The sequence below is a fragment of the Nonomuraea mangrovi genome (assembly GCF_042681425.1).
GTDB lineage: Bacteria > Actinomycetota > Actinomycetes > Streptosporangiales > Streptosporangiaceae > Nonomuraea > Nonomuraea mangrovi.
In genome coordinates this window covers 1-11848 of sequence record NZ_JBHUFV010000090.1, presented here as the reverse complement: position 1 = coordinate 11848, position 11848 = coordinate 1, and the positions used below count along the sequence as shown (strand labels likewise).

Annotated in this window: 12 protein-coding genes; 11 read left to right on the top strand and 1 reads right to left on the bottom strand. The window is 68.9% G+C overall.

What is annotated here, in order from left to right; translation table 11 throughout:
• The first annotated feature begins 166 nt into the window (after positions 1-166).
• The 4 genes from ACFSKW_RS50070 (at position 167) to ACFSKW_RS50055 (ending at position 4205) form a co-directional block, all read left to right on the top strand.
• Positions 167-1150: a LysR family transcriptional regulator gene (locus ACFSKW_RS50070; protein ID WP_379582096.1), complete on the top strand. Its 984-nt coding sequence runs from the start codon at positions 167-169 to the stop codon at positions 1148-1150.
• 200 nt (positions 1151-1350) lie between these two features.
• Positions 1351-2211, top strand: coding sequence for an LLM class flavin-dependent oxidoreductase (locus ACFSKW_RS50065; protein WP_379582094.1), 861 nt, complete (start codon positions 1351-1353; stop codon positions 2209-2211).
• A 175-nt stretch (positions 2212-2386) separates the two neighbouring features.
• Positions 2387-3673: a tryptophan 2,3-dioxygenase family protein gene (locus ACFSKW_RS50060; protein ID WP_379582092.1), complete on the top strand. Its 1287-nt coding sequence runs from the start codon at positions 2387-2389 to the stop codon at positions 3671-3673.
• Positions 3564-4205, top strand: coding sequence for a recombinase family protein (locus ACFSKW_RS50055; protein WP_379582090.1), 642 nt, complete (start codon positions 3564-3566; stop codon positions 4203-4205). The genes ACFSKW_RS50060 and ACFSKW_RS50055 overlap by 110 nt, the downstream gene beginning before the upstream one ends.
• Before the next feature lie 238 nt (positions 4206-4443).
• On the opposite strand, the gene ACFSKW_RS50050 is transcribed toward ACFSKW_RS50055, so the two are convergent.
• Positions 4444-4617: a hypothetical protein gene (locus tag ACFSKW_RS50050; protein WP_379582088.1), complete on the bottom strand. Its 174-nt coding sequence runs from the start codon at positions 4615-4617 to the stop codon at positions 4444-4446.
• Between ACFSKW_RS50050 and ACFSKW_RS50045 the strand changes: the two genes are divergently transcribed.
• The 7 genes from ACFSKW_RS50045 to ACFSKW_RS50015 all read left to right on the top strand — a co-directional run bounded on the left by ACFSKW_RS50045 (position 4616) and on the right by ACFSKW_RS50015 (position 11455).
• On the top strand, positions 4616-5188 hold the full coding sequence (locus ACFSKW_RS50045; RefSeq protein ID WP_379582086.1) for a recombinase family protein: 573 nt from the start codon (positions 4616-4618) through the stop codon (positions 5186-5188). The two genes, ACFSKW_RS50050 and ACFSKW_RS50045, sit on opposite strands and share 2 nt — an antisense overlap.
• Complete coding sequence (locus ACFSKW_RS50040) at positions 5109-6029, top strand: recombinase family protein (protein ID WP_379582098.1); 921 nt, start codon at positions 5109-5111, stop codon at positions 6027-6029. The genes ACFSKW_RS50045 and ACFSKW_RS50040 overlap by 80 nt, the downstream gene beginning before the upstream one ends.
• 286 nt (positions 6030-6315) lie before the next feature.
• A complete protein-coding gene (locus ACFSKW_RS50035; RefSeq protein WP_379582084.1) occupies positions 6316-7419 on the top strand; it encodes a hypothetical protein in 1104 nt (367 codons plus the stop codon).
• Between the two features lie 250 nt (positions 7420-7669).
• Positions 7670-8797 (top strand): SMI1/KNR4 family protein, encoded by a 1128-nt coding sequence (locus tag ACFSKW_RS50030; RefSeq protein ID WP_379582082.1) that lies wholly within the window; start codon positions 7670-7672, stop codon positions 8795-8797.
• A gap of 97 nt (positions 8798-8894) precedes the next feature.
• Complete coding sequence (locus tag ACFSKW_RS50025) at positions 8895-10283, top strand: competence protein CoiA family protein (RefSeq protein ID WP_379582080.1); 1389 nt, start codon at positions 8895-8897, stop codon at positions 10281-10283.
• A 111-nt stretch (positions 10284-10394) separates the two neighbouring features.
• Positions 10395-10772 (top strand): hypothetical protein, encoded by a 378-nt coding sequence (locus tag ACFSKW_RS50020; protein ID WP_379582078.1) that lies wholly within the window; start codon positions 10395-10397, stop codon positions 10770-10772.
• Positions 10773-10867: 95 nt separating this feature from the next.
• Positions 10868-11455, top strand: coding sequence for a DinB family protein (locus ACFSKW_RS50015; protein ID WP_379582076.1), 588 nt, complete (start codon positions 10868-10870; stop codon positions 11453-11455).
• The last annotated feature ends 393 nt before the right edge of the window (positions 11456-11848 follow it).

Genomic DNA, 11848 nt, shown 5'->3' with positions numbered 1-11848 from the left:
CCATCTTGTGGATCCGGAGCCTCCGAACCGCCTGAAGATCTGAACTCCGTACAGGCCCTAGGGCCTCCGCCGGTAGCGGGCCGCGAGCCGGCGCGATGCCAACAGCCCACGCGTGGAAACCAAAGTGGTCTTTGGTGGTTGGGGCTGGAAGAGTAAGCTTTCCTACATGCTTGACGTGCGCCGCCTGCGGATCCTCCAGCATCTGGATACCTACGGCACTGTCGCCGCGACCGCGGAGGCCCTGCACCTGACCGCGCCGGCCGTCTCCCAGCAGCTCGCCGTCCTCGAGCGCGAAGCGGGCGTGCCGGTCGTCGAGAAGCACGGACGCACCCTGCGCCTCACCCCCGCGGGCGAGCTCCTGGTCGCCCACGCCGAGGTCGTGCTCGGCGACCTCGCCGCCGCCGAGTCCGATCTCGCCGCGCTGCGCGGCGGGCGGCACGGCCTGGTGCGCGTCGCGGCCTTCGCCTCCGCCGCCCGCACGCTCGTGCCCGCCGTATGGCAGCGGCTGGCCGACGGCTCGCTGACCCTGCAACTGGTCGAGCAGGAACCGGAAGACGCGCTCGAGGCATTGCGCAAGCGGGAGACGGACCTGGCCATCGTCCACGGCTACACCGTGCTCCCCCGCCGTTTCCCGGCCGGCTGCGAGCAGGCGACCCTCATGGAGGATCCCGTCCTGCTGGCGCTGCACCCCGACCATGCCGGCAGGCTCGGGGTGCCCGAGGGCGAGGCCGTCGACCTCGCTCGGCTCGCCGACGCGTCGTGGCTCACGCCGGGGCCCGAGGCGTCCTGCTACGAGATGATCCAGCGGACCTGCGGCGCGGCCGGGTTCGTGCCCGCCATCCGTGCTCGCAGCAGCGACTTCTCCGTCCTGACCGCGCTGGTGGCGGCAGGAGCGGGCGTCGCTCTGGTCCCGCGCCTCGCCCTCCCAGCGGCGAGCGCGCCCATCAGCCTGCATCCGCTCGTGCGGCCCGTGAGCCGCACGATCTTCACAGTCAGCCGCGCGGGAACGGCTCGGCGCCCCGACATCCGGCGCCTGGTGACGCTGTTGCAGGAAGCCGCCGCCGACGTCGGCCAGGCGACCACGGGGCCTTGGAACGAGGCCGGCAGACCACCGGCCGCTTTGAGGACCTGCGACCCTCAAGCGCTCTAGGTCACGCAGATCGACCCTGGACTCGGCGGTGCTCCAGCGACCGGAACCGGTGCGAGCCATCGCCGCCCCTGGCTTCCCCGCGCCCGCGCGAGCAGCCGGCGTGGAGTGCCGTGCGACACGCCCCGAGAGGATCTCCCAGCGAAGCGACCATGACTCGTAGGTTGTGACCAGGCACGATGTCGACCTGAGGAGTAGGACAGATGACCAGCACGCCTTCCACCGAGCCGCCCATGGACGGCCTCCGCTCGGCTCTGTGGCTGCCGCTCTTCGACGATCTCGCCGACCCGCTCGTCGTCACGCGCCTGGCCGTCGAGGCCGAGGAAGCCGGATGGGACGGGGTGTTCGTGTGGGACCACCTGCGGTGGGGTGAGCCCGTCGAGGAGGTGGCGGATCCGTGGATCACGATGGCGGCGATCGCCACCGCCACCGAGCGCGTACGTATAGGGCCGATGGTCACCCCGCTCCCCCGCCGCAGGCCGGCCAAGGTGGCCAAGGAGACCGTGACGCTCGACCAGCTCAGCGGTGGCCGCCTGACCCTGGGCGTCGGCCTCGGCAGCGACCTCTTCGGCCTCGAACTGTCGACGACAGGCGAGGAACTGGACGACCGGGTGCGGGGACGGATGCTCGACGAATGCCTCGATCTACTGGCGGCGGCGTGGTCGGGTGAGCCCGTCCATCACAGGGGCGAGCACTACACGCTCGACGGCGTCAGGCTGCTGCCCAGACCCGTGCAGCGACCCGGCATCCCGGTGTGGACCGCGGCACTGCCGGGCAACCCGGGACCGTTGCGGCGCGCGGCCCGTCATGACGGTTTCTTCCCCGTGAACGTCAGCGGCCCCGACCAGTTCGCGGAGATGGTGGGAACGGTCAAGGAGTTGCGTTCGGCCGAGGGGAAGGACGCCGCGGCGCCTTACGATGTCGCGGTCGCCCTGCCGCCCGGCAGCGATGCCGCGCCGTACGTGGAGGCGGGCGCGACCTGGTGGATGGTCGAGTTCCCGTGGGGCGCGGTGTCCCTGGACTCCGTACGCGGCGTCCTGCGCGAGGGCCCCGCACCGCGATGACGGTTGTCCGTGCCCACGAGGGCACCCGGCCATCAACCGTCCAGGCCCTCCGCTGATCGCTCAACCCGAGCGGAGGGCCGTCCACGCCGCAAGTAGAACGAAAGGGATTTATAACCAAGAAGAGCTACAAAAGGTCACGAGCCGCCCAGAGGGGCTGCCATATGGAGTGACCTCAATGACCGATCGCAAGCACGCCTGCGGCGCCGCCATGAGACTTCGTCGCGACAGCCGCGCTTCACGCCTCCAACCGGCCGACGGGCAGGCGGCCGGAGTCGACGGGATGTCCTTGGCCCGCGTGGTCACCGACCAGGTCCGGCGGGAGGGGAAACACTTCCTGCCAGAGTGCTTCCTTGGTCAACTGGCCGCCGTCCGTGCCCAGCACACCGGCCTGGACCCGTTTCTCGACGCCTTTCTCGACTGCGTCCTCGACAAGTACGAGGACCGCTTCTGGAACCGGACATATCTGGCGCTGCCCCTTCTGGAACTCCTGCAGGACGAACGGTATGGCGGGCTGAGCCCGGCCCGGCTGTCCACCCTGCTCGTTTCCGACGTCGTACGCTTCGAGATCGAAGCCGCGACCGGGTCATCGGAGTCGTGGGGCCAGGATCGGCCGGACGCGATGACCCTGCGCAAGCGGCTCAGGCACGCCCTGCGGTTCATGGCCGACGACCTCGAGGCGGCACCCGCCGACGGCCCGCCCGGCCGGACGCTTCTGACGATGACCGAGTCCGGGCCGGAAGATCTTCTCGACCACCTGCCCAGGCCGCCCGCGACCGGCGCGGGCCAGTGGTTCGACGTCACCGTCCTCCCGGTGTACCTCCTGCACGACGAGTACTTCTTCATCCGGGTCCTGCAGACCCATGAAATGATCTTCACCGCGATCGGGTCGGACCTGCGGGCGGCGATCGGCGCGTTGCGGGACGGGCGCCTGGATGCCTGCGTGGCGCGAGTCGATCACGCGGTCGCGGTGTTCGAGCGCGCGGCGTCCCTGTTCCGGATGGTCGCGACGATGCGGCCCGAGCACTTCTCCGGATTCCGGCAGTTCACCCAGGGCGCCAGCGCCATCCAGTCCGAACAGTACAAGCGGTTCGAGATTCTGTGCGGTCCTCCGGACGCCGCGCGTCTGCGGTCGGCCGCCTTCACGAGCGTGCCGGTCGTGCGTGCCGAGGCGGAGGGTCACCACGACAGCCTGACCGGCGTGTATCTCGAACTCCGCGGCGAGGCGGGATTCAGCCCGGCGGCATGGGCGGCACTCGACGCGGCGCTCGGCCGGTTGGAGGCCATCCATCAGCGCTGGAAGTCGACGCACCGCACGCTTGCCGTACGGATGCTCGGCGACGCGCGCGGGTCGGGTGACACCGCCGGCGTGCCGTACCTCACGCAATGTCTGGGAAACCGCCTGTTCGGGCGGCTCGGCGAGGCCTCGGGGCTTGACCGACAACGGAACGGCCAGTGGCGTTAGCGAGCCGACACGCGAGGAGCTCTGGAAGGCGCTGGACTACCCGCGCGACGGTGACACGCTGGTCGTACCGTCGCTGGACCGGCTCGGCCGGTCCCTGCAGGGTTCGGTGAGGTTTCTGGAGGACATGGGGGCCGGGGCTTGTGAGCGCCGGGTGTCGTTGCCGCCGGGTGCGGAGTCCGGTTCGAGCGGGTACTGCCGGCGCGGAGGTTCCCGTCGTATCGGGGCCAGCGGAATTTCCCTGGTCATGACTCGCCCCGAACCGGATCCCACATGCCTCCAAGTCCGTGAGCCGCCCCGCCAGGAGAAGGAAAGGTGCCTCCGGCGGGGCGTGATCTCATGCTGGCACACCCTCGGCACACTCTGCCGTCACCGGCAGCCGCGGCGATGTGGCGGTGGGCGATGCCTCGGTCGGGTCGGCGTTCTTGCGCCGCTTGATCGGCGCGGCCAGGTTGCCAGTCCGCGCCGCTCCAGCCCTTTCCGAGTGGAGCCCGCCCCTGAGCGAGCGTATGAGAAGGCTCTCACGCCATCCTGATTTGCGGTGCTCGGGTCGCGCATGGCACCTTAAGACTCATTCCGATCATGACCACTCCCCACATGCCGGGCGTGGTGCACGGAATCACGAGCGGTCGCTGCGGTGGCCGTCCGTCGGCCCCGCGGTAGCGGGGATGCTCCTGGAGCCCTTCGTCGCAGAGGGCTCTCATCGGCGTCTCCTCAAACCACGCAAGGACGGGCCCATGTTCGACCCCCCTATCGATCTCAGCGCTCCCCGGCTACCAGACCGCCGCCAGCACACGGCCGGCCAGGACGGCGTTCCTCGGCCGCTGCTCCACCAAGGACAACCAGGATCCCCGCTCCTCGATCGCCGGACAGCTCTCCGAGGCCTGCCTGCTCCTGGCGCCCGGCGAGGCGTTCACCGCCCACTTCTGGGACGTGGAGTCGGGCATGCTCGGCCTGGACGAGCGCAGCCAGGGCTGCGCCGATGACTACGCGAGGCTCGGCGTGCCCGTCCCCCGCGACGGCGGGCTGCGCGAGCTGCTGGAGTGGGTCGAGCGCGGTGAACTCGATCGGGTGGTGTGCGAACGGGTCAGCCGCGTCGCCCGCGACATGCTGCCCAGCCTCCAAGTCGAGCACCACCTGGCCTCCCGCGGGGTGACGCTCGAATGCGCCAACGAACCCAGGGGCAGAATGACCACCGGACAGCTGGAGCTACGCCGTACCGCGCAGGTTCGCGCCGAGATCTACCGACACGACCTGCTGAAGCAGTCCATGCGCGGTCAACGCCAGCACGCCGCCGCCGGCTACCGGCACGGCCCGCCCTGCTACGGCTACATCGCCGTCGTGGACCCCGATGCTCCCCTGGCCGCCAATAGGTTCGGCGGCGGCCGCCCCAAAAATGCGCCTCGCGCTGCACCCCGACCAGCGCCGCGCCAACTCGGTGCAGGAAGTGTTCCGGCTCCGCCGAGACAACCAGCGAGGGGACGGCGAGATCGCTCGTCTGCTGGCCGCCGGCCTTGACCGGCATCCGCTGGCCGACGGACAGGTGCTGTGGAACGTGCGGCGGATCCGCAAGATGCTCGCACTACCCAAGTACAGCGGCTATCAGGTGTTCAACAGGTGCGCGGCCCGGACCAACCACGGCCGGATCAAACCCATCGCTGACTGGGTGTGGTCACGTGAGCAAGCCCATCCGGCGATCGTGCTCTTGGAGGAATGGCATGAGACTCAGCTGGTGACCGCGCAGATGCGAGAGCGGCAAGCGCCCGGCTGGGATCGGGTGAACGCGGCCGCCGCCCAGCGCGGGATGCAGCTCACGACGGTGCGGGAGAGCGACGCCCACGTCCTGTACGAGGCCGCGGGACGCCAGTTCGTGCTGCCGCGCGGAGAGCTGCCTGCCGCGGTGCCGACGAGGTCACCACGATCCTGGAGGCGGGCGCGTGACCGACCACGAACCCACGCCCGAACCCACGCCCGAACCCACGCCCGAACCCACGGCCGAACTTGCGGCCGACGGGGGCGCGCCATCGTCCTGCCGGCCGTTCGACTGGAAGGGCGGTGGATCACGCGGGCCGGTGCACATGGCGTCGTCGTCCACGGCCGGACGCTGCGTGAACTCCAGGCCAGCGCGCGACAGGCGCTGGCGCTGCGTCTCGGCACCCCAACGGCCCCACCCGTGCAGGTGCACCTACAGTCGGCCGAACTCGACACGCTCGTCGAGGCGCGCCTGCGCTACGACACGGCCTTGCGCCACGCGGTGCAGGCCCTGCGCGCAGACGGATCCTCCTGGTCCGACATCGCGCAGGCCTGCCACGTCCGCATCGCCGACGCGCAGACCGCGCTGGGTCAAGGCCCAGGCTGACGCGCCCGCGAAGATCACAGTGTCGCGCCCGACCACTGCGCGGCGCACGCACCAATCCAGCGCAGGGCCCTGAAGCCCATCCCCCACGACAAGGAGCCGCTCCACATGTTCAACCTCCAGACAGCGCATCTGGGGCCATTGCCGCCGCTCCCGCCACACGCGGCCACCCACTCAGCATTCCGCGCGGTCACCGAACACCGAAGGTGATCCGCTGCCGGAGGAGGTGATCCCAATCACCTGAACCCCCCCGTCAATCCAATCCACTGCCAACCGCTTGGGAGAACCCATGCTCGACCCGATGCACACGGGCGAACAGCTCTACTACCTTGGCGAATACGAGACAGAGATCAGCCGCAACACCGAAGAGGAGGACGGCACCCCCACGACCACCATCATCGTCTCGCACATGCCATCGTTCACGGTTGTCGGTCGGCAGCCCTTCACCGTGCGGCGAGGAGCGTCTTACGCCGTGCGTGAGGAGGAAGTCGAATTGCTCCACGTACGCGACCAGGATGGCAACGTGTTTTGGATCGTGGACCGCCCTGCGAAGCGGGATCAGATGCAACTGAGCCGCCAGGAGTTCGGCCAAGGTAGACGCATCTTCACCTACCAGTCCGCCAACGAGTGGGAAGCGTTCCGCGGCTATGGCGACGTCGATGACCTCAAGGCGGCGCTCGGTGACGAGGAGACCCGCAAGGCCCGCTACGACGGATACGACGCGCTGCTCGCCCGAGTGCATGAGGCGATCGGCGAGGAGTGGCCGTACGACACGAGACCGGACTACGAACTGGCCGACCCGTCCGTCCACGTTTACACCCGTGACCAGTACGAGCGGGCATGCGCCGCAGCCGGCCTGGAGCCGCTGGACGACGAACGGTGCATGAAAGGCATCGGCTGGGTACCGCTCTCCGAGGGCGAGACGGCGGTCATGCGGATGACGGTACAGACTCTCGCCGAGCGCCGCGTGAACGGCAGCAAGGCCGAGACCGAGTGGCGGCTGGCACGGGGCCGCAAGGCGGCCGAGGCCGCGGCCGGCGCTGGCCCGTACACGCGTGAGCAGTACGAGCGGGTATGCGAGATCATCGGCATTCCCACGCTGTCGGACGGCGGGTGCGTGGCGGCCGTCGAGCACCGGATGAGCCGCTACGCCGGCGGCCTCATCGTCATCGACCCGCGGCTCCCCGACGACGACCTGTCCATCGACATGGCGGGGCGTCGCGTCGATGCGATGGAGCAGGAGGCCAGATCGGCGGGCCGCCGCTGCGACGAATGCGGCACCGTCATCATCGGCTCGGCGATGGCTGCCAGTCTCGGGCTGGCGTGCAGTGTCGAGTGTTTCGACGCGATGGCGGACCGGCCCGGCCGGTACGCGACCAGAAGCAGGAACTGAGCAATCGCCTGCCCAACACATCGAGCGCGTGAGCAAGGCGCTGTCGAGGCCGCGGCAGAATGTCTCGAGCACGTCGATGGGCAGGCCTGCCCGGCGAGCGTCAGGCGTCCACAGACGGCGACTGGTGGGGTCGACCTTTACCGACAGGCCGATACGGGTCGCACGATGGGCCATCGCCCGACACCGGGGATGTCGGTGGCACCTGATGGAATTCGCGGGACCAGATCGTGCGACGTCGTAGGAGCCCGCCATGGACCGTCACGCATGGAAGCCGTTCCTCCAGCGCTGGAGCGAGGAGTGGCGCATCGCCCGCCCCGACGAGGAGCCGGACGGCGATCCCTGGCTCGGGTGCCCGCCCGCCACCGAGGACGAGGTACAGGCCCTGGAGGCGCGTCTGGGGTGCGTGCTGCCCCCATCATTCCGCGAGTTCTTATTGGTCACCAACGGCTGGCGGCACGCGGGCAACTTCGTCTGGAGCCTACGCGGCACCGAGGAGATCGGCTGGCTGGCTGATCTGGAGCCGATGTGGGCCGAGGCCTACGCCGACTGGGATGAGGAGGACGCAGAGCCCGCGGCGGCACGCTCGTTGCTGATCTCTCTGGAGGCGGATGCCGGCGTCGTCTACCTCGACCCGGGCGACGTCGACGAGCGCGGTGAATGGGCGGCCTACGACGTGTTCTCATGGACCGGCATGGGCCCCGACCGGTACGGCTCGTTCTACGAGAAGATGTACGACTTCTACGCCGGATTCCACGCCCTTGACCGCCCCCAGTGCGAGACCCAGCGCGAGTGGGACGCCAAGGTCGAGGACGCCCGGCTGGCGAGCCTGCGCGGCGAGGTGGACTGCCCACTGACCGTGTTCGCGCAGGCCACACGTTTCGGCCGCGACCGCGCCTCGTTCCTGCACTTCCAGATGCAGACCCTGTTGAGAGAAGTGGACGACGACCCCTTCTACCAGCTGGTCACAAACAGCGACACCCGGTCGTGGGTCCTCGATGAGGACCTGTTCGCCGCGCAGGCCCTGCCACTGCTCTTCACCGCGCACAAGAAGGCCCGACGGTTCGGCCTAGGTTCCACGCTCCAGTTCCTGCGGGAGCGCGGTCCGCAGCGGATCAAGGACCTGATCGCCTGTCATCAGGCGCGGCGGAAGGAGCCGGGGTTCCGGCTCCGCTTCGGCAACCCGGAATTCGACGTGGCCGCGCACGCCGCTCTCGACGCCGGACAGGACGCCTGGCCGCGCCTGCGCGATGCCCTTGTCCACTGGCGGCCGCTGCATGAGGACCATCTCGCACCGATCGCCCTGCTGGCCGACCCCAGGGCCGCCCGCCTGATCACGCCGGAGCGCGGACGCGAACTCCTGGCCATGAGACGGGGCTAAACGAAGGTCAGCCGCTACGCGCCGGGGGAACACGGAGCGTCTTCATCAGGCCCCATGGGAACGACAACTCGCGACTATCGAATAGAGACGGGGTCGGATGTCTTTCACGGCGTTACATCCCGAACTGGGCCGGATCGACGCCACGCTCACCGACCTGGGCCAGGGACTGGCGTGGGAGAGCGTCTACCGGACGCGGCCCCGGATCGGGCTCACCTGCCCCGAGTGCGGCCACGACGTGCACGCCAAGCTGTCGCCGCGGCGGACGCGATACTTCGCGCACGACCCCGGCCGCTCGCCGCAATGCCAGCTGGCGGTGGAATCGGCCGATCACCACCAGCTGAAGCTAGTGCTGGCCGAGGCGATCCGCCGCGCCGGCTGGTCAGCCGATCTCGAAGTGCCGGCACCCGACGGGTCCTGGCGGGCTGACGTGATGGCCACCTCCGTCGCAGACGGCGACCGGGTGGCGTGGGAGGCGCAACTCTCCCCGATCACCGACGACGACATCCACATGCACACCGACCGCTACGCCGACGACAACATCGATGTCTGCTGGGTCAGTTCCCGCGACCGCATCCCGTGGCTGTGTGCGGTCCCCGCAGTCGCCGTGACCCCGGCAGACCCGCCAACGGCGGCCGAGCGGTGGATGGTGCACGACGGTCTGGTGAGGTTCGACTACGCCCGAGGCGGATGGGTCCAGGTCGACGACGTCCCTCTTGCCACCGTCGTGCGGTGGGTACTCGGCCACGGCCTGACCTTTCACTCCATCGGGCGCCGTTACCGGCGCATCCACCTGCCAGGCGGCAATGCCACCACGCGCCGTTCGGCGTCGTGGACCACACAGCGCTCCATCGACACCGAAGCCAAGCACGAAGCCATGCGCCAGCGGCAGGAAGCCGCCAAGAGCGCACGTGAGGAGCACGCGCGCAGAGCCGAGGAACACCGCAAGCAGGTCGAGCGCGAACGCCAATGCCAAGAACAAGAACGTCGTCGTGCCGAAGCAGCAGAACGACACCGCCTACTCATGATCGAGCTGGAATGTCAGCGAGCGACCAGGGAGGCACAATGCCGCGAACAGGAGCGTCAGCAGCAAGAAAAGGCCCGGCAGGAGGAGTTGGCACGCCTTGAACGCGACCGCCAGGAGCAAGCCGCCGCACACCAATGGTGGAACGGGGTGTCTGCCGCCCAGCTCACCGAGCTCATAGACCACGTCGCGGCGCTGTCCATGACCGAACACGCCTCACGAGCGCTCCCGAGCCCCGACGAAGGCGACCGCGAGCACGCGTACGGCATCGCCGTCTACACCGGCCGTCGTCTCTACGGGGTGGTCAGACCCTGCCCGCAATCCCTGGGCCGGCTCCATACCCCGACGCGAGTCTTCGTGCGCAACGCCCACGAGAAGGCGTTGATCACCGCAACCGGTCTCATCGACGCTGACCTGGTCACCCACTTCGACCTGCCCGACCACGAGCAGACCACCCTGCTCTGACCGAGGCAGCTGCGCAGCAACCACGGCCGCGAGGTCAGCTACGCCGACATCGCCGCCGGCGTCGGCATCAAGGACGGCCCCCGCCTGCGGCGGGCCGTCAAGGTCGCCCGCGTGGTCGCGGCCAACCGGGGCGATCGCCTGGAGAAGTTCCTGCCGTCACAAAGCTCCGCCCGTCGCCGGGTCTTCGTCACCCGCTACATGCGCCAGGGCCTGGGCGATGAGTTCGGCGCCCGCGACGCGATGTCCGCCGCCCGCACCGCGATGACCGCGATGAAGGACATGCACCGCGCCACCACCTTCGAGGCCGGCAACGACAAGTCGATCGCGCGCCAGGAGTTCGGCACGATGGCCAAGGCCGTCGACGAGTGCATCACCAAGGTCTTCGGCATCGACAAGGTCGGCCCCCAGGTGGTCAAGCAGGAGAACACCGGCCTGCTCGCTCAGATGATCGCCGCCCTGGAAGCTCGTCTCACTGAAACCACAGGCTGACCAGGAAAGACGCCCCTCGCGACAAACTGGCTAGGAGCCGACGCCAGGCAGCTCGCAACCTGAGCCCACCGCGCAGCCTGACAGAATCGTGACCCATGATCGACGATTTCGCGAAAGACAACCTGCACGAGAGACTGCGGCGGGACCGCAAGGCGCTGCTCTGGAAACTCGACGGCTTGTCCGAATACGATGCCCGCCGACCTTTGACAGCGACCGGGACCAACCTCCTCGGCCTGGTCAAACACGTGGCTACCGTTGAGGCCAGGTACTTCGGCGAGGTCTTCGACCGCCCTTCCCCGGAACCGCTGCCCCGGTGGCAGGACTCCGACGGCAGCCACTGGGCGACCGAGGACGAGACCCGCGAACAGATCATCGGGTTCTACCGGCGCACGTGGGGACACTCGGACGCGACGATCAACGAGCTTCCCCTCGACGCCCCCGGCCACGTGCCGTGGTGGCCGGAGTCAACGCCGGCCTGGCACACGAACCTGTTCGCCATCATGGTCCATGTCCTCGGCGAGTCCACCCGGCATTCCGGGCACGCCGACATCCTGCGCGAGGGCCTCGACGGCCGGACCGGGTTGCGCCCCGAATACGAGGAGCAGATCGACGAGGAAGCCCGCGCAGCCTACTGCGCGAAGATCGAACTGGCCGCCAGGGCGGCCGCACCAATCAAGGCTTAACCACAATCGCGCCACCGTGGCCCCGCCAAGGGCGGGGCCACGGTTCACCTCCCCCCACCAGCAAGATCACTTAAACGCCCAAAGGTCGAAGCGCTGAGACGCGCCCTAAATGACCTCGAGGCGCTCTCCGCACGCTCAGTTCTTCTTGGGTCCGGGCTGCGTTCGGTCAACTTGGCCTACGTGAAAGAAGAGATCATCGTCCTCTGACCTGCAGGAAGGGTCCTCCAACCCTAGATAACGATGGACTCCACGGGAATGCGGAGAGCGATGCCGTCCTCGCACCAGGCCACCAGGGTGGACCTGTCACCCTGTGGCCGCGGTCGCGGGTGGGCTAAGGCCTGTCTGATAATTCGGTTTGGCGGAGCCACAGCATGAGGGAAGCGATGGTGACGC

Bases quoted from the DNA above. Each gene is read 5' to 3' on its own strand.
- ACFSKW_RS50030 (WP_379582082.1), top strand. From the start codon at position 7,670: ATGGACCGTCACGCATGGAAGCCGTTCCTCCAGCGCTGGAGCGAGGAG.
- ACFSKW_RS50025 (WP_379582080.1), top strand. From the start codon at position 8,895: ATGTCTTTCACGGCGTTACATCCCGAACTGGGCCGGATCGACGCCACG.
- ACFSKW_RS50065 (WP_379582094.1), top strand. From the start codon at position 1,351: ATGACCAGCACGCCTTCCACCGAGCCGCCCATGGACGGCCTCCGCTCG.
- ACFSKW_RS50015 (WP_379582076.1), top strand. From the start codon at position 10,868: ATGATCGACGATTTCGCGAAAGACAACCTGCACGAGAGACTGCGGCGG.
- ACFSKW_RS50045 (WP_379582086.1), top strand. From the start codon at position 4,616: ATGCTCGGCCTGGACGAGCGCAGCCAGGGCTGCGCCGATGACTACGCG.
- ACFSKW_RS50050 (WP_379582088.1), bottom strand. From the start codon at position 4,617: ATGCCCGACTCCACGTCCCAGAAGTGGGCGGTGAACGCCTCGCCGGGC.
- ACFSKW_RS50035 (WP_379582084.1), top strand. From the start codon at position 6,316: ATGCTCGACCCGATGCACACGGGCGAACAGCTCTACTACCTTGGCGAA.
- ACFSKW_RS50070 (WP_379582096.1), top strand. From the start codon at position 167: ATGCTTGACGTGCGCCGCCTGCGGATCCTCCAGCATCTGGATACCTAC.
- ACFSKW_RS50060 (WP_379582092.1), top strand. From the start codon at position 2,387: ATGACCGATCGCAAGCACGCCTGCGGCGCCGCCATGAGACTTCGTCGC.